The 22,717-nt window shown below is 61.6% G+C and carries 23 protein-coding genes; all 23 read left to right on the top strand.

The annotated features are described in order from the left end of the window. The first annotated feature begins 19 nt into the window (after positions 1-19). The 23 genes from ABNU55_RS05820 (at position 20) to infB (ending at position 22,687) form a co-directional block, all read left to right on the top strand. Positions 20-622: a malonic semialdehyde reductase gene (locus tag ABNU55_RS05820; RefSeq protein WP_290749786.1), complete on the top strand. Its 603-nt coding sequence runs from the start codon at positions 20-22 to the stop codon at positions 620-622. Positions 623-637: 15 nt separating this feature from the next. After that, positions 638-1,291 carry a tRNA (adenosine(37)-N6)-threonylcarbamoyltransferase complex dimerization subunit type 1 TsaB gene (tsaB, locus tag ABNU55_RS05815; RefSeq protein WP_290749784.1) on the top strand — a complete coding sequence of 218 codons (654 nt, stop codon included), beginning with the start codon at positions 638-640 and terminating at the stop codon, positions 1,289-1,291. Further along, entirely contained in the window at positions 1,284-1,769 is a 486-nt protein-coding gene (locus ABNU55_RS05810) for a GNAT family N-acetyltransferase (protein WP_290749781.1), read from the top strand. The genes tsaB and ABNU55_RS05810 overlap by 8 nt, the downstream gene beginning before the upstream one ends. Before the next feature lie 8 nt (positions 1,770-1,777). Then, positions 1,778-2,188 (top strand): Fur family transcriptional regulator, encoded by a 411-nt coding sequence (locus ABNU55_RS05805; protein ID WP_290749922.1) that lies wholly within the window; start codon positions 1,778-1,780, stop codon positions 2,186-2,188. A gap of 67 nt (positions 2,189-2,255) precedes the next feature. After that, a complete protein-coding gene (miaB, locus tag ABNU55_RS05800) occupies positions 2,256-3,629 on the top strand; it encodes a tRNA (N6-isopentenyl adenosine(37)-C2)-methylthiotransferase MiaB (protein WP_290749778.1) in 1,374 nt (457 codons plus the stop codon). A gap of 1 nt (position 3,630) precedes the next feature. Then, positions 3,631-4,614 (top strand): PhoH family protein, encoded by a 984-nt coding sequence (locus ABNU55_RS05795; protein ID WP_290749776.1) that lies wholly within the window; start codon positions 3,631-3,633, stop codon positions 4,612-4,614. Then, positions 4,611-5,069: an rRNA maturation RNase YbeY gene (gene ybeY / locus ABNU55_RS05790; protein ID WP_290749773.1), complete on the top strand. Its 459-nt coding sequence runs from the start codon at positions 4,611-4,613 to the stop codon at positions 5,067-5,069. Before ABNU55_RS05795 ends, ybeY begins: the two co-directional genes overlap by 4 nt. Positions 5,070-5,080: 11 nt before the next feature. Then, positions 5,081-5,929 (top strand): hemolysin family protein, encoded by an 849-nt coding sequence (locus tag ABNU55_RS05785; RefSeq protein ID WP_290749770.1) that lies wholly within the window; start codon positions 5,081-5,083, stop codon positions 5,927-5,929. Beyond that, complete coding sequence (gene lnt, locus ABNU55_RS05780; protein WP_290749767.1) at positions 5,926-7,566, top strand: apolipoprotein N-acyltransferase; 1,641 nt, start codon at positions 5,926-5,928, stop codon at positions 7,564-7,566. Before ABNU55_RS05785 ends, lnt begins: the two co-directional genes overlap by 4 nt. Before the next feature lie 44 nt (positions 7,567-7,610). Beyond that, the gene (locus ABNU55_RS05775; RefSeq protein ID WP_290749764.1) at positions 7,611-8,024 is read left to right on the top strand and encodes a helix-turn-helix transcriptional regulator; all 414 of its coding nucleotides are present in this window, start codon (positions 7,611-7,613) and stop codon (positions 8,022-8,024) included. A gap of 71 nt (positions 8,025-8,095) precedes the next feature. Further along, positions 8,096-9,292, top strand: coding sequence for a methionine adenosyltransferase (gene metK / locus ABNU55_RS05770; RefSeq protein WP_348764257.1), 1,197 nt, complete (start codon positions 8,096-8,098; stop codon positions 9,290-9,292). A gap of 152 nt (positions 9,293-9,444) precedes the next feature. Then, positions 9,445-10,497: a glycosyltransferase family 2 protein gene (locus ABNU55_RS05765; protein WP_290749759.1), complete on the top strand. Its 1,053-nt coding sequence runs from the start codon at positions 9,445-9,447 to the stop codon at positions 10,495-10,497. A 4-nt stretch (positions 10,498-10,501) separates the two neighbouring features. Then, on the top strand, positions 10,502-11,146 hold the full coding sequence (locus tag ABNU55_RS05760) for a methyltransferase domain-containing protein (RefSeq protein ID WP_290749756.1): 645 nt from the start codon (positions 10,502-10,504) through the stop codon (positions 11,144-11,146). Positions 11,147-11,246: 100 nt separating this feature from the next. Further along, positions 11,247-12,104: a hypothetical protein gene (locus tag ABNU55_RS05755; RefSeq protein WP_290749754.1), complete on the top strand. Its 858-nt coding sequence runs from the start codon at positions 11,247-11,249 to the stop codon at positions 12,102-12,104. Continuing rightward, positions 12,091-13,746, top strand: coding sequence for a hypothetical protein (locus tag ABNU55_RS05750; protein WP_290749751.1), 1,656 nt, complete (start codon positions 12,091-12,093; stop codon positions 13,744-13,746). Before ABNU55_RS05755 ends, ABNU55_RS05750 begins: the two co-directional genes overlap by 14 nt. A gap of 16 nt (positions 13,747-13,762) precedes the next feature. Continuing rightward, the gene (gene trmB / locus ABNU55_RS05745; protein ID WP_290749748.1) at positions 13,763-14,455 is read left to right on the top strand and encodes a tRNA (guanosine(46)-N7)-methyltransferase TrmB; all 693 of its coding nucleotides are present in this window, start codon (positions 13,763-13,765) and stop codon (positions 14,453-14,455) included. 63 nt (positions 14,456-14,518) lie between these two features. Continuing rightward, entirely contained in the window at positions 14,519-15,697 is a 1,179-nt protein-coding gene (locus ABNU55_RS05740; RefSeq protein ID WP_290749745.1) for an energy transducer TonB, read from the top strand. Between the two features lie 203 nt (positions 15,698-15,900). Beyond that, the gene (locus tag ABNU55_RS05735) at positions 15,901-16,110 is read left to right on the top strand and encodes a cold-shock protein (protein ID WP_290749742.1); all 210 of its coding nucleotides are present in this window, start codon (positions 15,901-15,903) and stop codon (positions 16,108-16,110) included. 147 nt (positions 16,111-16,257) lie between these two features. Further along, positions 16,258-16,887: a LysE family translocator gene (locus ABNU55_RS05730; protein WP_290749739.1), complete on the top strand. Its 630-nt coding sequence runs from the start codon at positions 16,258-16,260 to the stop codon at positions 16,885-16,887. A 128-nt stretch (positions 16,888-17,015) separates the two neighbouring features. Further along, on the top strand, positions 17,016-17,621 hold the full coding sequence (gene rimP, locus ABNU55_RS05725; protein ID WP_290749736.1) for a ribosome maturation factor RimP: 606 nt from the start codon (positions 17,016-17,018) through the stop codon (positions 17,619-17,621). Then, the gene (gene nusA / locus ABNU55_RS05720) at positions 17,618-19,417 is read left to right on the top strand and encodes a transcription termination factor NusA (protein ID WP_290749733.1); all 1,800 of its coding nucleotides are present in this window, start codon (positions 17,618-17,620) and stop codon (positions 19,415-19,417) included. Before rimP ends, nusA begins: the two co-directional genes overlap by 4 nt. Then, on the top strand, positions 19,398-20,072 hold the full coding sequence (locus ABNU55_RS05715; protein WP_290749730.1) for an RNA-binding protein: 675 nt from the start codon (positions 19,398-19,400) through the stop codon (positions 20,070-20,072). Before nusA ends, ABNU55_RS05715 begins: the two co-directional genes overlap by 20 nt. Before the next feature lie 53 nt (positions 20,073-20,125). After that, positions 20,126-22,687 (top strand): translation initiation factor IF-2, encoded by a 2,562-nt coding sequence (gene infB, locus ABNU55_RS05710; RefSeq protein WP_348764256.1) that lies wholly within the window; start codon positions 20,126-20,128, stop codon positions 22,685-22,687. The last annotated feature ends 30 nt before the right edge of the window (positions 22,688-22,717 follow it).

The following is a 22,717-nucleotide window of genomic DNA, read 5'->3' as shown; positions in this document are numbered from 1 at the left end:
TCCAAGGAGCTTTGAAGACATGTCCGATCCGGTCAATGATTATGCGCTGGACCTTATCTGGCGCGAGGGACGGTCCTATAATGGATGGCTGGACAAGGATGTCCCCGAGACCCTGATCCGCGCCGTCTATGACCTGGCGAAGATGGGCGCGACGAGCGCCAATTGCTGCCCCGCCCGCTTTGTCTTCATCCGCTCCAAGGAAGCCAAGCAACGGCTGAAACCGCACCTCATGGAAGGCAATATCGAGAAGACGCTGACCGCCCCATGGGTCTGCATCATCGCGAACGACTTCATGTTCCATGAGAAGATTCCGAAACTCTTCCCGCACAATCCGGGGGCCAAGGACTGGTTCTCTGATCCGCATGCACGTGAGGAACACGCCATGCGCAACGGCTCGCTTCAGGGTGCCTATCTCATGCTGGCGGCCAGGGCGTTGGGCCTCGATTGCGGCCCCATGTCCGGCTTCAACCAGGACGGCGTCGATCTGGAATTCTTTGCGGACAAGGATGAGACCCATCACTGGCGCTCAAACTTCCTTTGTGCCATCGGCCATGGCGATGACAGCACGCTCTTTGACCGCAGCCCGCGTCTCAGCTTCGATGAGGCCTGCAAGATCCTCTAGGCAGGCGGGCCCGCCATGCTGATCCTTGCAATCAACACGTCGGGGCCGGCCTGCGATGTTTCCGTCCTCAAGGATGGCGACTGCGTGGTCACGCGCCATGAAGACATGGTGCGCGGGCAGGATGCGCGCCTGCCCGCCATTGTTTCGGACTGCCTCGCAGAGGCGAAGGCGAGTTTCGAGGATATCGGGCGGCTTAGCGTCGTGACCGGTCCGGGCAGCTTTACCGGTATCCGTGTCGGTGTCGCCTTCGCGCGTGGCCTTGCGCTTGCGCTCGGCATCCCCTGCATCGGTGTGACCGCGCTTGAAGCAGCCCTGCCTGCCGGTCAGCAGGGCTCCGCACTCGTCGCGCTGCCTGCCAAACGGCGCCCGCCCGACCTCAGCTATTGGGTGCAACGGTTCAGGACAGGCGCGGCCACAGGTGCGCCGGAGGAGATTTCGATTGCCCGGCTGACAGAAGAGCTGGCGGCCCATCCGCATTTCGTCTTCGGGGAAACGGACGGGGCGCTTGCTGAGCACATGCCCGCGCTTCAGATGCATGCGGCAAGCCCGACCGCTCGCCGCGCCGGTGAAATCGCCGCCCTCGCCGATCCGGAAGGCGCGGCTGCCCGCCCTGTCTATGTCCGTGCGCCGGACGCGGCCCTGCCAGGCGGACGAAAACTGAATGGCTGAGCCGGCCATCGTCATGTTGCGCCCCGATGATTCCTCGCGGGCCGCCAGCCTGCATCACGCTGCCTTCGATAGCGATGGCGCATGGAGCGCAAGGGCCATACGCGAAAGCCTCAGCGCCGCCACGACACTCGCTCTCGGGGTCGAGATGGAGGCTCGTCTCGCCGGACTTCTCATCATCCAGCGCATTCCGCCAGAGGCTGAAATCCTGACCGTCTGCGTTCACCCCGACATGCAACGCCGGGGCCTCGCCCAGCAGCTTCTGGACCACGCCCTGACCCTGCTAGGGCCTTATGGGGTCGACAGGCTGCTTCTCGATGTGGCCGCCGACAATGCGGCAGCTATCTCTTTCTATGAAGCAAACGGATTTACGCGCGACGGCGTGCGCCGGGACTATTACACAAGGGCGGGCGGGAAAGCTGTCGACGCCGTGCTAATGTCCAGATCGCTTGCTGGACAGACAGACAAATCGGAGGCATGAACATGGCCATGGACCGTCTCGAGAAACTTTGCACGGAAAAAGGTCTCCGGATGACGGAGCAGCGCCGCACAATTGCGCGCGTCCTGTCCTCTTCCGATGACCATCCGGACGCAGAAGAGCTGCACCGCCGTGCCAATGCGCTCGACAATTCCATCTCCCTGGCCACCGTTTACCGCACGGTGAAGCTTTTCGAGGAGAGCGGAATTATCGAACGTCACGAGTTCCGCGACGGGCGCGCCCGCTTTGAAGAAGTGCCCGAGGAGCATCACGACCACCTCATCGATGTGAAGACCGGCGATGTCGTCGAGTTTCACTCAGAGGAGATCGAGAAGCTGCAGATCGAGATCGCCGAACGGCTCGGCTACAAGCTGGTTGATCACCGGCTGGAGCTCTATGGCGTACCGCTGAAGCGCGACTGAACGGACTTGCACTCAGTCTGGCACCTGAGTCTGGCCTGAAAGCCTGTTTTGTTGCATAAGCGCGCGCATGACCACCCAGACTTCGCGACCCGAGCCGAAGCGTCTTTTCATAAAGACGTATGGCTGCCAGATGAATGTTTATGACAGCGAGCGTATGCGCGATGTGCTGCGCCCGCTCGGCTATCAGCCCGTGGACGGCCCGGAGACGGCCGATCTTGTGGTGCTGAACACCTGCCATATCCGCGAGAAAGCGACCGAGAAGGTCTATTCCGAGCTTGGCCAGATCAAGAAGATGAAAGAAGCCTCTGGCGGCAAGATGACGATTGCCGTGGCAGGCTGCGTGGCGCAGGCTGAAGGCGCCGAGATCATGCGCCGCCAGCCAGCTGTCGACCTGGTGCTGGGGCCGCAGGCCTATCACAAGCTCCCCGAAATGGTGGCCCGCGCCAGCCGTGCAGCCGGTGACAGGCTGGAAACCGAATTCGAGACGCTGGAAAAGTTCGACGCCCTGCCGAAACAGCGCGAGGCCGAAGGGCCGACGGCTTTCCTTTCGGTGCAGGAAGGCTGTGACAAGTTCTGCACCTTCTGCGTGGTGCCCTATACGCGCGGCGCCGAGCTTTCGCGGCCCGTGGATGACATCGTGATGGAAGCGCGCAGCCTGGCAGCGCAAGGCGTGCGCGACATCTCGCTTCTGGGTCAGAACGTGAATGCCTGGCATGGGGCACCGCCCAAGCTGGACGGCGGCGGCGAATGGGGCCTTGGCCAGCTTGCGCGTCACCTGTCGAGGATTGGCGGGATCGACCGCATCCGCTACACAACCAGCCACCCGCGCGACATGGATGACGACCTTATCGCCGCCCATGGCGAAGTGCCTGAGCTGATGCCTTTCCTGCACCTGCCGGTGCAATCGGGTTCTGACCGGATCCTGAAGGCGATGAATCGCGGGCATACGGCCGAGCATTATCTCGATATCATGCGGAAGATGCGGGACGCGCGCCCCGACATGGCGCTGGCGTCCGACTTCATCGTCGGCTTCCCCGGCGAGTCCGATCAGGACTTTGAGGACACGATGAACCTCGTCCGCGAGGTTGGCTATGCCATTGCCTATTCCTTCAAATATTCGCCGCGCCCCGGCACACCGGCCGCCGACATGTTCGGCCATGTGCCAGAAGAGGTGAAGGATGAGCGGCTGCAGCGGCTTCAGGCGCTGCTGAAACAGCAGCAGACCGAATTCAACGCCTCCAAGATCGGCGAGACGCTTCCTGTGCTGGTCACAGGCAAGGGCCGGATGCCGGGCCAGATGCATGGCCGGTCCCCGTGGATGCAGGCCGTCCATTTTGACGGGCCGGAACACCTCGCCGGACAGATCGTGGACGTAAAGATCGTCGGCGCGACGCTGAACTCCCTGTCCGGCGAATATGCCCATGCGGTGGAGGCCGCCTGACTTGAAAGGCACTGTCACCCGCCTCTACACCCCGGATAATCCAGCGCTGCTTCCTGCGATCTGCGGGCCGCAGCATCGCAACCTCATGAAGCTGGAAATGGCGCTGATCGACGGCAAGCTGAAAGCCGACAGCCAGGGCGGCAGCATCCGGCTGACCGGCTCACAGGGCGCGGTGGGCGATGCCGAAGCGGCGCTGGCTGCGTTTGAGCGCATGCTGCGCAGCGATCCGGCCGCCAGCGAAGCGGCGTTCGAAGGCGCCATCGATCAGGCGAGGGCGCCAGCCGAAAGCTATGGCTCACTCTCTGGCCTGCGCGTACCGGTGATGCCGCAGACACGCACGCAGGCCCAGTATATCGACTATCTCACGCGTGAAGGGCGCGATCTTGTCTTCGGGGTGGGCCCTGCCGGTACCGGCAAGACGTTTCTGGCCGTCGCCGCAGGAGCCGCCGAGCTGCGCAAGAAGACCAAGGAACGCCTCATCATCACGCGCCCAGCCGTCGAAGCCGGCGAAAATCTGGGTTTCCTGCCGGGGGACCTCGAAGAGAAGGTGGAGCCCTATCTGCGCCCGATCTGGGATTCTCTCAATGAAGTCCTCGGCGCCGATCATGTCGAGCGGATGCGCGAAAAGAAGATCATCGAGGTGGCGCCGCTTGCTTTCATGCGCGGGCGCACGTTGAAGAATGCCTTTGTCATCATGGACGAGGCGCAGAATGCCACGGTCGGCCAGACCAAGATGGTGCTGACCCGTCTTGGCCGGGATTCCCGCATGGTCGTGACCGGTGACCCGGGACAGGTCGACCTGCCACCGAAAACCCAGTCCGGCCTTGCACATGCGCTGCGTATTCTGGACGGGGTCGAGGGGACGGGGATCGTGCGCTTTACCGCATCCGATGTGCGCCGCCATGCCCTCGTCTCCCGCATCATCCGGGCCTATGACAAGGATGCCGGCCATGGCGATGACACCGGCTCAGGGGCAGGCTCTTGAGCATCACGCTGGACCTGCGCGTCGAGACGCCGGGCTGGACAGACGAAATCGGCGCGCCGGAGAGCGTCTGCCAGGGCGCGCTGGATGCTGCCTACGCGCTGACCGGTATTGCGGGGGAGGTCGCCCTCCTGCTGACCGATGACGAAGAAATGCACGGCCTGAACCGCGACTGGCGCGGCAAGGACAAGCCGACCGATGTGCTTTCCTTTCCAGCAGACGAGATGGATGCGCCTTTTCTGGGCGATATCGCCGTGGGTCTTGGCATCTCGCGTGGCGATGCGGACACACGCGGGCTGAAACTGACCGACCACCTGACCCATCTGGTCATTCACGGCTATCTTCATCTTCTGGGCTATGATCATATTATTGAAGAAGAGGCCCGTGAAATGGAGGCGCTCGAGGTCCAGGCTCTCGCCAGTCTGGGAATAAGCGACCCCTATGACCGCGGCCCTTAAGTTGGAACGAGATGACTGACACAACCGACCGAGAGAGACGGCGCCGCCCGCGACTTTTCAGGTTCCGCAGGCGGCGCGAAACCGAAGCGCAGGACGAGGCGCCCACAGCCGTCGTGAACAATGCGCATCACACCCCTGCACAGCTGCGCCTGCGGCTGGCTGAGTTCGAGCAGGGCCGGGTCGCCGATGTAATGGTGCCGCGCGCGGAGATCGTGGCCGTCGAACTTTCCACAGACCTGCCTACCCTGATCCAGCTCTATGCCGAAGAATCCCATTCGCGGCTTCCCGTCTATCGCGAAACGCTGGATGACCCGATCGGCCTGGTCCATATCAAGGACGTCGTCGGGGAGGTCGCGCGCGGCGGTGAAGGCATGGATCGCCCCCTGGAGCGCCTGCGCCGGGACATCCTGTTTGTTCCCGCCTCGATGAAGCTCGCCGACCTGCTGGTGAAGATGCAGACGAGCCGCATTCATATGGCCCTCGTCGTCGATGAATATGGCGGCACGGACGGCCTCGTCTCGCTGGAAGACCTCATGGAAGAGATCGTCGGCGACATTGAGGATGAGCACGACGAAGTGCCAGCCCTTGTGATCCGCCGCGGACGTCATGCCTGGGAAGTCGATGCCAGGATGGAGATTTCGGACTTTCAGGAAAAGACCGGCGTTGACCTCGATCTTGGCGATCAGGACGTCGAGGTGGACACGCTGGGTGGGGTCGCGTTCGCCCTCGCAGGCAAGGTGCCCCTGCGCGGTGAAGTCCTGCGTCATCCCGCCGGCGCGGATATCGAAATCCTGGACGGAGATGCCCGGCGCATCGACCGCCTGGTAATCCGCCAGCTGCCAGCAGAGGTCCCTGCTTGAGCACGCACATCCAGAGCCACGGCCTGTCTGCGCTGAGCCCGCCCCATGACTGGATGGCAAAGCTGTCGGGCCTGGCCGCGACCTTTGTGGCAATGCTGCTCGGTGCCATCGCCGCGCTGGGATTTGCGCCGTTCCACTTTACGCCTGCGCTTGTGATTTCGCTTACCGGCATCGTCTGGATGACCGACGGCGCCCGCCTCAAGGAAAAATGGGGCCGGTCGACCTTCCTGCGGGGCTGGGCCTTTGGCTATGGCTTCTTCCTCATCAGCATGTACTGGACGGTCTCCCCCTTCCTTGTCGATCCGGCCCAGCATGCCGCCTATATCTGGATGCCGCTTGTCTTGCTGCCGGGCGGCATGGCACTGATCTGGGGTGCGGGCTTCAGCCTTGCCGGGGCTTTCTGGTCAGCGTCGCCTTCACGCGTTTTCATCTTTGCGGTTTTCATGGCACTTGCCGAGCTGCTGCGTGGCCACCTCTTTGGAGGATTCCCCTGGAATCTGTTCGGAACAACCTGGACGCCGGGCGGGGCATTGTCGCAGGCCGCATCGCTCGGCGGGGTGTACTGGCTCACACTGCTGACACTGTTCGCATGCGCAGCGCCCGCGGCGCTCGTCGATACACGTGATGTACGCGGGGTGATCGGCCGCGGCTTTCCTGTGACCATGGCGGTCATCATTGCGGGCTTTGGCTGGGCCTGGGGCGCGCAGCGTATCGCCTCACCCTCGCAGATGACGGGGCAGCATGTCGTTCTGATGGACCCGGGCGTGCCGCAGGCAGAGAAGTATAATGGCGCGGCAGACCAGCTTCTGCGCCGCTATCTGACCTTTCTGGAAACGGTCGACGGCAGTGACGACGACATCATTATCTGGCCTGAGGGCGCCCTGCCCTTCTATCTGCTGACCAATACCTATGCGATCGACACGATTTCATCCTATCTGGGCAACCGCACCCTGATCGTCGGCGCCACCCGGCGGGGCCTCGATGAAGAAGAGACGCTCTACTTCAATAGTCTCGCCGTCCTGGATGCCGAGAATGGACAATCCGAGCTCATTGCCCTCTATGACAAGCACAGGCTGGTGCCTTTCGGGGAACTGGCCGCCGCCGATATTATCCCGTTCGGGCATGCGATGGCCGGGCTTTTGCCAGACGCCATGCAACAGCTGGCCTCAAGCGGGCTTGACCCCGGCACTGAGCCCACCGTCCTTTTTCCTCGCGGCATGCCGCCTTTCGTTGCGCTGATCTGCTATGAGGGGCTTTTCCCCGAAATCACGCGCAACGCCCGTCCCCAACGCGACCAGGCACGCTGGATCGTGACCATTTCCAATGATGCCTGGTTCGGCAGGGGACTTGGGCCCGCCCAGCATTACGCGCAGAACCGTTACCGCGCCATCGAAAGCGGTCTGCCCATGGCACGGGTGGCCAGCCGAGGGGCCACGGCCATGATCGACGGGTTCGGTCGGGAGACAGCCCACGGGCAGCGTATGCCCGGCGACCCGCAGGGATGGGTGTCTTCAGTGGTACGGGCTCCATTGCCCGAACCTGCTCCGCCAACCGGTTATCAGCGGTTCGGACCTGCCCTCTTCTGGCTGACGCTGGCCGGGTTCACAGTGCTGGCCTTCTTTACGTGGCGGCGCTAAGAGGGCGGTTTTCGCCCCTCAAAGCCCTACGACAAAGCGAGATCATGCCCGAGAGCAAACTGCCCAACAAGATCGACGAGCTGGTCGGCCAGCGCATACGCTGGCGCCGCAAGGAACTGAAGTGGACGCAGGAACAGCTCAGCGAGCGCCTTAGCCTGACCTTCCAGCAGGTTCAGAAATACGAGAAGGGCGTAAACCGGATTTCGGCAGGCCGTCTCTATGAGATGTCGCGCGTGCTCGAGGTGCCGGTCTTCTATTTCTTCGATGGCGCAGAGGAATACCTCTCCCTGCCCGGCCAGTTCGAGGAAGAGACAAGCGAAGCGGCCCCGCTGCCGCAGATAGACCAGGAAGCGATGGAACTTGTCTCTGCTTTCCAGAAAATTCGCGATGAAGGCCTGCGAAAATCCCTGCTGGCTACGATAAAGGCAGCCGCCGCCGCAGAGCCGACTAATTCCTGAGTAAGACTAGCCGGGACCGGCTCAAGCCTATAACACGGCGGGACCACTCACTCTAACCACCGGATATTATTTTGACCGATCCAGATTTTCTTTTCACCAGTGAAAGTGTTTCTGAAGGCCACCCAGACAAGGTTTGCGACCGCGTCTCCGACGAAGTCGTCGACCTCTATTTCCGGGAAGCGCTGAAGGCCGGCTACGACCCTTCGCGCGTTCGCGTTGCCTGTGAGACCGCTGCAACGACCAACCAGGTTGCCCTGCTCGGCGAAATGCGCGGCCCAGACACGATTACGCCCGACATGGTCGAGGCGGTTGTCCGCAACGCGATCAAGGACATCGGCTATGAACAGGACGGCTTCCACTGGGAGAAGCTGAAGCTCAATAACTGGCTGCACGGCCAGTCCGAAGACATCGCCGCTGGCGTCGATGAGGGCACCGGCACCTATACCGAGGAAGGCGCTGGCGACCAGGGCATCATGTTCGGTTATGCAAGCGACGAGACCGATGAGCTGATGCCGGCCCCGATCTCTTTCTCGCACCGCATCCTCAAGCGTATGGCCGAGCTTCGCCATTCCGGCGAACGCCCGGAATTCGAGCCGGACGCCAAAAGCCAGGTCACCATGGCCTATCGCGATGGCAAGCCGATCGGTGTGGACGCAGTTGTCGTCTCCACCCAGCACAAGGATGGCCTCTCGTCCGCCGATGTGCGCGAACTGGTCCGCCCCATTGTGCAGGACATCCTGCCGGATGGCTGGATGCCGGCCGAAGAGAAGCTTTATGTGAACCCGACCGGCAAATTCGTCATCGGCGGTCCCGACGGCGATGCCGGCCTCACCGGCCGCAAGATCATCGTCGACACCTATGGCGGCTCTGCCCCCCATGGCGGCGGCGCCTTCTCCGGCAAGGACCCGACAAAGGTCGACCGCTCGGCCGCCTATGCCGCGCGCTATCTGGCCAAGAATGTCGTGGCTGCAGGGCTCGCAAAGCGCTGCACGCTGCAGCTCTCCTATGCCATCGGCGTCTCCCAGCCGCTCTCGATCAATGTGAACCTGCACGACACGGCGAACACCGATGAGCGCAAGCTGGAAAAGCGCCTGATGGAAATCATGGACCTGTCCCCGCGCGGCATCCGCACGACGCTCGGCCTCAACAAGCCGATCTTTGCGCGCACCGCCGCCTATGGCCACTTTGGCCGCAAGCCAGACAGCGATGGCGGTTTCGGCTGGGAAAAGCTCGACCTCGTCGACAGCCTGAAAGACCTGGCCGGTTAGCCTGATCCGCTTCCGGCAAAGCACCGAATGAGCCTTGCCCCGCCCTTCGAAGGCGGGGCAAGTGTGTTTGGGGCACCAGCCCCCGTAACACTTTTTCAAACTGTCCGGGCTACGGTCCTAGGAAACAAAATCTGAAAAAGTGTGGTGTGGCTGTGGCGTCCCGGAAACTGATCATCCAAATTCCGTGCTTCAATGAAGCGGGCACGCTGGCCATAGCGCTGGGCCACCTTCCGCGTGAAGTGCCGGGCTATGACGTGGTCGAATGGCTTGTCATTGATGATGGCTCCACCGACAATACGGTACGCATTGCACGTGAGAATGGTGTCGATCATGTCGTCTCGCTACGACACAATCAGGGTCTCGCCCGTGGATTCATGGCAGGGCTGGAAGCTGCGCTAAAGCTGGGCGCGGATACGATCGTCAACACCGACGCGGACAATCAGTATGATGCGTCCTGTATCCCTGACCTCGTGGCACCCATCGTCGCCGGCGAGGCAGAAATCGTTGTTGGCGCACGCCCCATCAACGAGACACCCCATTTCTCAGGCATCAAGAAATTCCTTCAGCGTCTTGGCAGCCTCGCGGTTCGTCTGGCCAGCAACACCACCATTCCAGACGCGCCATCAGGATTCCGGGCTATCCACCGGGAGGCGGCGATGCGGATGTTCGTCTTCTCCGAATACACCTACACGCTGGAAACGATCATCCAGGCAGGCCGCAAGAACATGCGGATCACTTCGGTCCCCGTGCGGACCAATGAGGATCTGCGTCCGTCGAGACTGGTCAAGAGTATTTCAAGTTATGTCCAGCGCTCGCTGGTGACGATCCTGCGGGTCTTTATCACCTACAAACCGCTCAGGGCCTGCTTCACTGCAGGGGCCATCTTCACGCTGGGCGCCGCCCTGCTTGGTGGGCGCTTTCTGTGGGCTTACATTGCCGGCGACGGCGCCGGCAAAGTGCAGTCACTCATCTTGCTCAGCGTTCTTGCCATGGCCGCCTTCATCTCTTTTGCCGTGGGTGTGATTGCAGAGCTGCAGGCAGCCAACCGTAACCTTCTCGAGGATATTCGTCTGCGGCTGCTGCGCCAGGAACTCGCTGAGAGCGAGCTTGCCAGCCAGCGCGCCCGTTTCGATCGGGTCCGCAATGAGCTTGCCGAGACCGACACAGCCCAGCACCTTGCCCCACTCAAATCCCGCGCAGGATAAGCCGATGTCCCAGAGCAGCAGTCTTCGCGATGCTACCGTCGCCGACTATGAAAACGTCGCCGGCAACCACTATGACAAGTACAATACGTCCAACCCCATCGCCCGCTGGCTGATGAAGGGATTTCTGGATGCTTTTGACCGGCTGTCGAGCCAGACCGGTGCGGAAGAAGCGTTTGAAGCAGGTTGCGGCGAAGGCCACCTATCGCTTCGCCTGGAACGCGTCGGCCTCAGAGTTCGCGGTGTCGACCTTGAAGACAGCGCCATTGCTGAAGCCCGGACCAATGCAGTCGCTCAAGGCTCCTCTGCCCGCTTCGAGGCCGCTGACCTGTACACGCTCGATTCAGACCACCACGGCGGCGAACTCGTGGTCAGCTGCGAGGTACTGGAACACGTGCCCGATCCGGATCGCGCACTGGATGTCCTGACGTCGCTTGCCAAGCCGTGGCTTCTGCTTTCGGTTCCGCGCGAGCCTATCTGGCGGGCGATGAATATGGCGCGCGGCAAGTATTTACCTGCCCTCGGCAACACGCCGGGCCACATCCAGCACTGGTCCTCAAGCGGCTTCCAGGAGCTGGTCTCTCGTCATGCACGGATCGTGGAGATTGCCCAGCCGCTTCCCTGGACGATGCTCCTTTGCCGGTGCGACTAAGGGGGCTGGCATGACCCGGCCTGCCTTACTGAAGCTCTTGCGCTGGGCTGGTACAATCTTGGCCGGGTTGCTGACGGCGTGGTTCGTAGCCCGCCTGGTAATGAGTGATCTCGGCGCGGTCCGTGACACCCTGAATCCGTCGCTTCTGCTGACCATCGGTGCTCTCGCCATCGTCTATGCGAGCCTTGGCACCATCCTCGCACTTGGCTGGAGTCGTCTCATCGTTGCTTTCGGAGGCAGCCGCGAGGGGCAAATGCGCCTTCATGCCGTGACGCAGCTCATGAAATACCTGCCAGGCAATGTCTTTCATCTTGCAGGCCGTCACGGCATGGCCCGGCGCAGGGCCGTTTCGCATGAAACCCTTCTTCTAGCAGTACTCGCAGAGACCGGCCTTCTGGTATTCACATCCCTGCTCGTCGGCGGGCTCGCAGTGCCCATGCTGCCAATGCCCAGCATCGCTATATGTGCGGCGGCGGCTATGGGTGTGATCGCGACCGTCTCGTTGATTGCGGCGCTTGTTGCATGGAAGTGGGAATACGCCGCGTCGCCAGTCCAGCGTTTCTGGCGTGCGCGCTGGGGTCTCGCGAGGATTCTCCCGCTCTATCTCACCTTCTTTGCGGTCTATGGCGCGATTGGCGGACTTCTCCTGACGGCCCTTTCACCGGCCGTCGACGGACAACTCTTCGCGCTTACGGCGGGCGCCTTCGCCCTTGCCTGGCTCGGCGGTTTCCTGGCCCCCGGCGCGCCCGCGGGCATTGGTGTACGCGAAAGCGTGCTCCTCTTGATTCTCTCACCCTTTGCCGGTCCCGGCGCCGTGCTCTTTCTGGCCGCTCTGGGCCGGGTGATAACGGTATTGGGCGACGCGCTTCTGGCGGCCGGCGCAAGCCTTGTGACCAGCGTGGCTTCTGGCCCCGATAAGTCTCAGCCTGACTGGGAGACTTCGCTTGGCCGCAACTGACAAGAGCCATTTTCGAGACGCCGGTGCGACAAGCGGCGCAACAGTCGACTGGCGCGTCTGGGCGTTATGGATTGTTGGATTTTCCATCTTCAGCGCAATCCTGCCGCGGGATGTCGATTATGATGTTCCACACTATCAGATCCACAATGGCTGGGCCGCCCTGCATCGGCGCTGGGGCCGGGATTTTGCCCCCGCTGACATGCACAGCTTCATTAACCCGGCTTACAACATCCTCGTCTGGTGGTTGATTGAGCGGCTCCCTGGTCCGATGGTGAGTGCCATTCTGTCGATCCCACAGGCACTGCTCCTGCCCGGCCTTTTCCACCTCACCCGCAAGGGGGCTACCGCAATCACGGGCGTTTGGTCAGGGCCCATATGCATGTGCGTTGCCATTGTTGGCTTCCTGGCGGAGAGTCAGTCCGGCCTCTATGCTTCGTTGCGCAACGATTCCTGGAATGCAGCGGCCTTCATTTGGGCCCTGGTGCTTTGCCTTAGGGATGACGGAACGCTGCATGACCTGAAGCGTCTGGCTTTCGCCAGCCTCATTATGGGCGCCGCCCTTGGTATGAAGGCCACCAATTTACCCTACACTATCGCTTTTGGCGTGTTCGTTCTGTTTCTCGCCAGGTCTAATAAGCAGCGCTTGAGGGCAACCCTTGTCTGTGCAGGTGTAGGCTTTGCTGCGGCGGCCGCACTCGCTTTGCCTTATGCCTGGTATCTTTGGATCGAGTTCGGCAACCCTGTCTTTCCGATGGCGAACTCACTTTTCGACAGCCCGCTTGGACCGACGGAATATGATGCCTACGTTCGGCGCAAGCCTGAAGGCCTTATCGGCCACCTTGTCTACCCCTTCCTCTTTACCGCCGACGGCACTCTGATCGGGGACGCAAAGCACGGCGACATTCGACTTCTACTTGGCTACGCCGGAGCTACCGGGTTGCTAGCCCTCGCCGCGAGGGCTTATTTCGTGCGCCAGCTCCTTCCCGCACAACGCTTCATCATCGCACTTTCTGCAGCCTTTCTGATCGGCTTGTTTTCGTGGATCGACGCCTTTTCAGTCCTGCGCTACTACCTTGCAGGATGGATGATCGGCCCAGCGCTCGCCTATTTCCTCGTGCTTCAGGCAATGGGGGAAAAGCCGTTATCACGCACCGTCCTGATTGTGGGCGCGGGCCTTGGCACCGTCATGCTACTCACCACAATAAGTCCAATGGCTTGGCGGCGGGTTGCCTGGACAAGCCCCATGGCCCCTTACCTCTCTGCTGACATCCCCAAGCTGGAGCAGTACGAAGACTCTTTCATCCTGTTTACCGGGCACTTCCCAACAGCCTTCCTCGCAACGCAGCTCCCACCTTCCGCCATCTTCGGGCATGCCTTGCAAGACCCGTATTTCGAACCAGCTCTGGCGAACTACCGTCCACTTATGTGGGACGCGATCGCCGCCTCGGCCAAGCCAGTATATGCTGTCATGTTCTCGGCGCCCGGCCCAGAGGGCATACTTCCCCGCCTGGAGAAGGAAGGGAAGCTGGCTGGGTCGCCGGAAGACTGCGTCCGGATCAAGACAAACTTTGACACGCCCGGTACGGGCTGGTTCATCTGCCCGGTCACAAGAACAGCACCGGTCAAGGTCGACAAAAGCTAACGCGCAGGCAAAAACAATGTCGGACATGACAGACAAGCCTATCCGCTCCTTTGGCAGGACCGGGGGCCGACCGCTATCGCCCCGCCAACGCAAACTGGTGGATGAGTTGCTGCCGCAACTGCGTGTGCCTCCAGACACTGCTGTACTGGCTGCTCCGCTGGACCTCTTTGAAGATAAGGTCAGCGAGCTGTGGCTGGAGATCGGTTTTGGCGGGGGGGAGCACGTCAGCGCGCAGGCGAAGGCCAATCCGCAGGCCGGGATTTTCGCCAGCGAAGTCTTTATCGAAGGGCTCGCCAAATGCCTCTCTGACATCGACGATATGGGCCTCTCGAATGTGCGGCTCTGGGATGAGGATGCGCGCGAGCTTGTCGACCTGCTGCCGGGCCACTGTCTCGACCGGGTCTTTATCCTGTTTCCCGACCCGTGGCCGAAGAAACGCCACCACAAGCGCCGCATCATCCAGCCGCCTTTCCTTGATGCTCTTGCCCGCGTCATGAAACCGGGGGCGCAGCTCCGCTTCGCAACGGATGTGCGCTCCTATGCCGACGAGGCGCTGGTCACCTTTCTCGCCCATGGCGCATTCGACTGGCAGGCCCGGAGGGCCGATGACTGGCGGACGCCGCCCGCCGACCATGTCCGCACCCGATACGAGACCAAGAACCTTGGCGACATCGCCCCCGTATTTTTCAATTTTGTTCGCAAAACTTGATGACTTAAGGTTGATGTTCGCGCCCTGATATTTAGGCTTCCCTCATCTTCAGAGAGGGATGACATGTTCAGGACAATCGCAATTTCTGCCCTGCTGGCGGCGACCGTACTGCCGGCCGCAGCGCAGGCATCTGACATCGATCAGGTCATATCGGCCTATAATGAAGCGGCCACCTCTGGCAGTCGGGAAGACAGGGTCGCGGCGGCGCGGGCGCTTGGCGCGGCGGCGCAGGCCAATCCGGACCGCGACGATGCCGGCCTTCTTGCCTATGAGGCAGGGCAGACACTCTGCGTTCTTGCCGCTTGCGAGGGCGCGTCACAGCTCGCTGACTTCGCCGACTCTGCCCCTCTTCCTGACGGTGCTGTCTCACAGGCTGATATTACCGTCCTGTCGACCTATGCCGACTGGAAAGAGAACCCCAACAGCCGGAACCGACGCGCGCTGGATGAGGCGCTGGCCGCGGTTGTCGATCACGATGTCTCCATGCTGACGCTAACCGCGTTTCAGGCGCGCTATGCACATGATTTCGAAAAGGCCGACTGGCGCAGTGCAGAGGTCAGCGCTGGTGCCGCGGCCACGCATTTTAAGCCGTTCAGGAAGGTTATTGGCAGGGAATGGAGCGACGCAACAATTGGGTCCATTATTGCCGGCTTCAGCGATGAACCGGAACCGCAGAATGCCATCGATATGGCGCGTCACCGCGTCGAGCTGACAAGGCTCAAAGCTGGCCTGGAAGAGGAGCCCGAGTGGCTCGAGACGAACAGATATCTCAGCCACGCCTGGCAGCTTGCCCTCTCTGCCTATTTCAATTCAGGCGGCGGACGCAGAACGGGATCGCTTCTCCGTGGGCCTGACCCCACAGATGAGATTGAAGCCATAGAGGCCGAAATCGAAGAGATGGAGGCGGCTGCCGAAGAGGAGGCACGCGAAAGCGATGCAGCCAACGGCAAGGCCCAATTGCCTTTCTGCGAAGGCCATCTGAATATGTCCCCGCCTCTCCGCTATCCAGGCCAGGCCTTGAAACAGGGCATGTACGGTGCCGTGATCGTCCGCCTGTCCATTGAGAACTTGAATGTGGCCGGGGTCGAGGTGCTTGCGGCGGTCCCCTCCGCCACGTTTGAGGAGCGTGCAAGCGAGACAATCGAGCAGTGGACCTGGAAGGTTTCAAGCGGCACGCCGGGTGAAACCTGTCGAACCAGCCACGACGATCTCGTCCTGCCAGTTATATTCGAGCTTCGATGAGCGGCGCGCAGCGCTGATGCAATCCCGATTGCGAAAGCTGTGATTTTCAGGCATAAGGAGGGCTATCGAATATACGGTCGGTCTGAATTCTTAAGACCCCGTCGGACCGACGGCCTTGCTTCACTTCCCCCGTTTTTTCGAGACCCTTCGTGACCGTCCGCGCGGTGTGGGTTTGGCACGGGGAGAAGACTGGAGTAGCCATTATGGCAACCGGAAAAGTTAAGTGGTTCAACGACCAGAAGGGCTATGGATTCATCAAGCCCGATACCGGCGGCGCCGATGTGTTCGTTCACATCTCTGCTGTCGAGAAATCTGGCATGCGCACGCTCGCCGAAGACGCCCCCATCGAGTATGAGCTTCATACCGATGAGCGCCGCGGCAAGACGTCGGCCGTGGACCTGAAACTTCTCTAGACCATTCTGGGGCCATGGCCTCATGAATTCGGACGGCGGCCTCCCTTGGGGGCCGCCGTTTCTGTTTGCGCCTTTGCAGCCGGGCCTGTTGACCTCGCCATGAATGGAAGGCTTGGTCCGCCCTCGACCCCAGAAAGGCCCCTTTCCATGATGCTCGACAACTGGATGACCTTTGCCGCCGCCTCGGCCATTCTCGTTGTGATGCCCGGCCCGACCGTACTGATGACGTTGAGCTATGCGCTGAATGGTGGCCGGCGGATCATGCCCGCGGCGGTTCTCGGCGTTTTGCTCGGCGATGTGATTGCGATGAGCGTCTCGCTGATGGGGCTGGGCGCCGTTCTGATGACATCCGCGTTTCTCTTTCAGATTCTCAAATGGGCCGGGGCCGTCTATCTCATCTATCTCGGTGTCAGGATGATCCTCTCTGCAGGCAGCCTGCAGCCTGCCCTGGAACATGTAGACGGGCCGGTCTCGCCCCGCGCGGCGTTTCGCGACACGGCGATGGTGACGACGCTCAACCCGAAATCCATCCTGTTCTTCATCGCCTTCGTGCCGCAATTTGTGTCGCCTGCATCGCCGATCCTGCCCCAGCTGGTGATGCTCGTGGCAACCTTCGCGGCGCTCGGGGCGACGTCTGTTCTGACCTATGGGCTTCTGGCTTCACAGCTCAGGGCCTCGCTCTCATCGTCGGCCTTTCCCTGGCTCGGCCGGCTTGGCGGCGCCGTCCTCATCAGTATGGGCCTTGCGACGGCAGCCTATAGGCGGGGCGCCAGCTGAGGCGCGACAGCGCCCCGGTCTCGACACGCAGTCAAAGGAGCGCTATATAGGCGCCAAGTCGAAAAATATCGGCGGCGGGTCCGGCAACGGGTCCGCCGCTTTCTTTTGTCCCGGAGATAGTTTCAGCCGTGATCGCGCTTTCGCAGCAGGAAAAGACCATACTTGCCCTGATCGAGCCCATTGCAGAGGGGCTCGGCATGGAAGTGGTGCGGGTCCGCCTCATGGGCGGCAAGCGGCCAATCCTTCAGGTGATGGCGGAAAAGGCCGGCGGTGCCCCGACCAATGTCGAGGATTGCGCAGACCTGTCGCACGGCATTTCCCCGGTTCTGGAAGCGGCCGATCCGATTTCCGACCCGTACCGGCTGGAAGTCTCCACCCCCGGCATTGACCGCCCGCTGACCCGCAAGGGCGATTTCGGTCGCTGGGTGGGCCACCTTGCCAAGGTGGAGCTGGCCATGCCCATTGATGGGCGTCGGCGTTTCCAGGGGATCATCCAGCGCGAGGACGACAATGGCGTCGCCATCGAGCTCGACGATGAGAGCGAGCTGGTCGCGCAGGTCGATGAGATGTCGAAAGCGAGTCTGGTCCTCACCGACGAGCTGATCGACGCGGCAAAGAAAGCAGGCGGCCTGCCGCCCCAGCCCGATGATGAAGGTTTTTCCGGACTCGATGTCGATGACAGCGAGGACGATGAAAGTGACAACAATAACGAAGAAAGTGGAGCTCACAGATGAGTACAGTCGGCGTTTCAGCCAACCGGCTCGAAATTCTTCAGATCGCGAAAGCGGTCGCTGAAGAAAAGTCGATCGACCGTGGCATCGTGATTGGCGCGATGCAGGAAGCCATCGAGAAAGCTGCCAAGTCCCGCTACGGCCAGGAGCATGACATCCGCGCCGAGATCGACGCTGACACGGGCGAGCAGACCCTCTGGCGTGTCCAGACCGTGGTTGCCGATGACGAGGTCGAGGACCCGGCCCAGCAGATCGCTCTGTCCGAAGCCAAGAAGATCGATGCGAGCTACGAAGTCGGCTCCGAGATTACCGAAGAGCTTCCGCCCTTCGACTTTGGCCGTGTTGCCGCCCAGACCGCCAAACAGGTCATCATGCAGAAGGTGCGCGATGCAGAGCGCGAGCGCCAGTATGATGAATACAAGGACCGCGTCGGCGAGATCATCAACGGCATCGTCAAGCGCGTCGAATATGGCCACGTTATCGTGGACCTCGGCCGCGCCGAAGGCATCATCCGCCGCAATGACGGTATCCCGCGCGAGAACTTCCAGCCGAATGACCGCGTGCGCGCCTATCTCTACAAGGTGAGCCGCGAGACCAAGGGCCCGCAGATCTTCCTGTCGCGCGCCCATCCTGACTTCATGGTCAAGCTGTTCGCCCAGGAAGTGCCGGAAGTCTATGACGGCGTCATCGAGATCCGCGCCTGCGCCCGCGATGCAGGTTCGCGCGCCAAGATCGGCGTGATTTCAAACGACAGCTCGATCGATCCGGTCGGCGCCTGTGTCGGTATGCGCGGTGCCCGCGTCCAGGCTGTCGTCGGCGAGCTTTCCGGCGAGAAGATCGACATCATCCCTTGGAACTATGACGCGGCGACCTTCATCGTGAACGCACTGCAGCCGGCCGAAGTGTCGAAAGTGGTGCTGGACGAGGACGAGCAGCGTGTCGAAGTCGTCGTGGCCGACGATCAGTTCCCGCTGGCCATCGGCCGGCGCGGCCAGAACGTCCGCCTCGCTTCGCAGCTGACAGGCTGGCAGATCGACCTCGTCACCGAGACGGCCGATTCCGAGCGTTACCAGAAGGACTTCCAGGCCCGTACCGAGCTCTTCATGAAGGCGCTCGACGCCGACGAGACGCTGGCCCAGCTGCTTGCCTCGGAAGGCTTCGAGACGGTTGAGGAAATCGCCTATGTGGCGCCCGAGGACTTCATCTCCATTGAAGGCTTCGACCTTGAAGTCGCCAATGAGATCCAGGAACGCGCCCGCGAATATCTCGACAACCTCGCCGCAGAGCAGGATGCCCGCCGCAAGGAGCTTGGCGTTGAAGACAGCGTCATGGAGCTTGAGGGCATGACGGTCGCCTTCGCCGTGAAGTTCGGCGAGAACGACGTCACCACGCTGGAAGATATTGCAGGCCTGGTGCCTGACGACATCACCGGCTGGCGCGAGCCTGGCCCGGACGGCAAGCCTGTCTTCCAGGAAGGCATCCTGAAGAAGGGTGAGATGCGCAAGGATGAGGCCCAGATCTTCATCATGCGTGCCCGCGTGGCCGCAGGCTGGGTCGAACCGGAAGCACTCGCAGAGCTTGAAGCCCAGATGGCCGCCGATGCTGAAGGCGAAGCGGCGAACCTCTCTGAAGAGGAACGCGCGCTGATGGCCCTCGGCGATATCGGCAAGAGCAATGATGAAAGCGGCGAAGAGCTTGCCGTCGAGGAAGATCTGATCTTCGACCTCGATGCGCTGGCGGCCGAAGATGGCGGCGACGACGCGCCAGAGGACGGCGACGATGCCGACCCGAAGGAATGATCGCGGCCAACGCCTGAAGGCGTCCGACACTGAAGAAACCCACACTGACGGCCCCGTCCGTCAGTGTGCGGTTACGCGGGAATCCTGGACACAGGACGCCCTGATCCGCTTTGTCCGCTCACCGGACGGGATGGCGGTGCCGGATATTGCCGGCAAGCTGCCTGGACGCGGGGCATGGGTGAAGGCGGACCGGGACACTGTGGACGAAGCGGTAAAACGCGGCGTCTTCTCGCGCGCCTTCAAGCAGAAGACCGGCGCCGAGGCCGATCTTTCGGACATGGTCGAGCGCCTATTGTTGCAGCGATGCATCAATTATCTCGGTATGTCGCGCAAGGCAGGCGACGTAGTCATTGGATTCGATCAGGTTCGTGCCTATCTTAGAGGACAGGCGCCGGGCATCCTTCTTGAAGCAAGCGATGGCAGCGAAGATGGCCGTAACAAGGTTCATTTTCTCGCCAAGGCCTTGTATGACATGCCCCAGACAGCTGGAGCCCTCAGTTCTGCTGAATTGGGCATGGCCTTTGGCAGGGCGCATGTGATACATGCGCTGCTTCAGCCGGGGGCGCTTTGCGAGGCCTTCAAGGACGCATACTGGCGTCTTATCGGGTTTCGCCCGGCACCGGAAACAGACTGGTTCTCTGGTCTTGAACGGTAAATTATCACGGCAGGGCGGTCCCTGCCGGTCAATACGCAGGTATATGGAGTCGCATGAGCGATACGAAAGACAAAGGCAATAACGGTGGACGCAAGCCCCTGACGGTGTCCCGCGGATCAAGCGGCACGGTCAAGCAGAGCTTCAGTCATGGCCGCTCCAAGCAGGTCATCGTCCAGACGAAGAAGCGGCGGGTCGTCGGCCCCGGCGCCGGACAGTCCGGTGGCGGCGGCGGATCGAATGCGCCAGCTTCGAAATCGCCTTCGTCGCAGGGCGGCGGCAAACAGCCGTCCAAGCTCGCGGAAGCGGCCAAGAAGCTCGGCATTACCGAGCAGGAGCTGATTGCGCGCCAGAAAGTGCTGCTTCAGCGCCGCGAGGCCGAGCAGAAACAGAAAGCCGAGCAGGAGCGCCAGGAAGCGGCCCGCGAACGCCTTCTGTCCGAACAGGAACGCAAGGTTCAGGAAGACAAAGAACGCGTAGAGGCCGAAGCCCGCCGCAAGGCTGAGGAAGAAGAACGCAAGGCCCGTGAAGAGGCAGAAGCGCGCAAGAAGAAGACTGAAAAGCCGCGCGACACCCGCGCCGGATCTGCCGACACGCCGGCGGCGCCTGACATGCCGCTGCCAGAGCCGGCCCAGGGCCGCAACAAGAAATCCCGCAAGGGCGGACCTGAGCGCGATTTCAGCGATGGCGGCCCGAACAAGCGCGGCGGCGGGGGTAACAAGCGCCGCAAGGGCAAGCTGACGATTGCCAGCGCCCTTGGTGATGATGGCGACCGTCAGCGTTCACTCGCATCGGTCAAGCGCGCACGTGAACGTGAACGCGAGCGCCGTCAGGGCGGCGAGCAGCAGGAGAAGGTCTCCCGCGAAGTTACGCTGCCGGAAACGATCACGCTGCAGGACCTTGCCCAGCGGATGAATGAGCGCGTCGCGGACGTCGTGAAGTTCATGATGCGTCAGGGCGAGATGATGCGCGCCAATGACATCGTCGATGCCGACACGGCCGAACTGATCGCCGAGGAATTCGGCCATACGGTCAAGCGCGTCTCCGAATCCGACGTCGAGATTGGTCTCGGCGATGATAAGGATGACGAAAAGGATCTGAAGCCGCGTGCGCCGGTCGTGACCATTATGGGTCACGTCGACCACGGCAAGACATCGCTTCTGGACGCCCTTCGCTCCACCGATGTGGTGGCGGGCGAAGCGGGCGGCATTACCCAGCATATTGGTGCCTATCAGGTGCAGCTGGAAGGCGGCGACAAGATCACCTTCCTCGATACGCCGGGCCACGCAGCCTTCTCGGCCATGCGTGCACGCGGTGCCAATGTCACCGATGTTGTCATCCTTGTGGTGGCGGCCGATGACGGTGTGATGCCTCAGACGATCGAGGCGATCAAACACGCCAAGGCGGCTGAAGTGCCGATTATCGTGGCGGTCAACAAGTGCGACAAGCCGGACGCAAATCCGGACAAGGTTCTCACCGAACTGCTCCAGCACGACATCCAGGTCGAGGCGATGGGCGGCGACGTCCAGGCCATCAAGGTCTCCGCGCTGGAAAGAACCGGTCTTGAGGAGCTCACCGAAGCGATCACGCTGCAGGCAGAGCTTCTGGAGCTGAAAGCCAATCCGGACCGCGAAGCCGATGGTATCGTGGTGGAATCGCAGCTCGACAAGGGCCGTGGCCCGGTCGCGACTGTGCTTATCAATCGCGGCACGCTGAAGCGCGGCGAGATCGTCGTTGCAGGCAAGCAGTGGGGCAAGGTCCGCGCTCTCGTGAACGAGCGCAACCAGCAGCTCAAGGATGCAGGCCCTGCCGTTCCGGTAGAGATTCTGGGTCTCGATGGTGCGCCTGAGCCGGGCGACATGTTCAACGTGGTCGACAGTGAAGCACGTGCCCGCGAGATCACCGAATATCGCGAACGCGCCGAACGCCAGAAACAGGGCGTTGCCTCCGGTCGTGCCTCGCTGGAATCGCTGATGAACTCGATGAAGGACGACAAGGAGGTTTCCGAACTTCCGATCGTCGTCAAAGGCGATGTTCAGGGCTCTGTCGAAGCCATCCGCCATTCACTGGAAGGCCTGTCGACCGACGAGGTCCGCGCGAATGTGGTCTATGGTGCCGCAGGCGGTATCTCCGAAAGCGACATTCTGCTGGCCAAGTCCTCCGGGGCGCCGGTCTTTGCCTTCAATGTCCGCGCCAACAAGCAGGCCCGTGAACTGGCCGAGAAGGAAGATGTGGAGATCCGCTACTATTCGGTGATCTACAATCTGATCGACGACGTCAAAGACACGCTGTCGGGCATGCTGGCACCGGAGAAACGCGAAACCTTCATCGGTTACGCCGACATTCTGGAAGTCTTCAACATCACCAAGGTCGGCAAGGTTGCTGGCTGTAAGGTGTCCGAAGGCACCGTCAAGCGCGGCTGCGGTGTCCGCCTCCTGCGCGACGATGTGGTCATTCACGAAGGCAAGCTGAAGACACTGAAGCGCTTCAAGGACGAAGTCGCCGAAGTCACCTCCGGCATGGAATGCGGCATGGCCTTCGAGAAGTATGAAGACATCCGCGAAGGCGACAAGATCGAGTGCTTCGAAGTCGAGATGATCGAGCGCAAGCTCGACTGATCCGGCCTCGCCGCACAGACAGCACAATGT

This window comes from uncultured Henriciella sp. (genome assembly GCF_964005855.1).
In the GTDB taxonomy this organism is placed as follows: domain Bacteria; phylum Pseudomonadota; class Alphaproteobacteria; order Caulobacterales; family Hyphomonadaceae; genus Henriciella.
The sequence above is the reverse complement of the archived record's forward strand: the minus strand, read 5'-3'. Positions and strand labels throughout refer to the sequence as shown.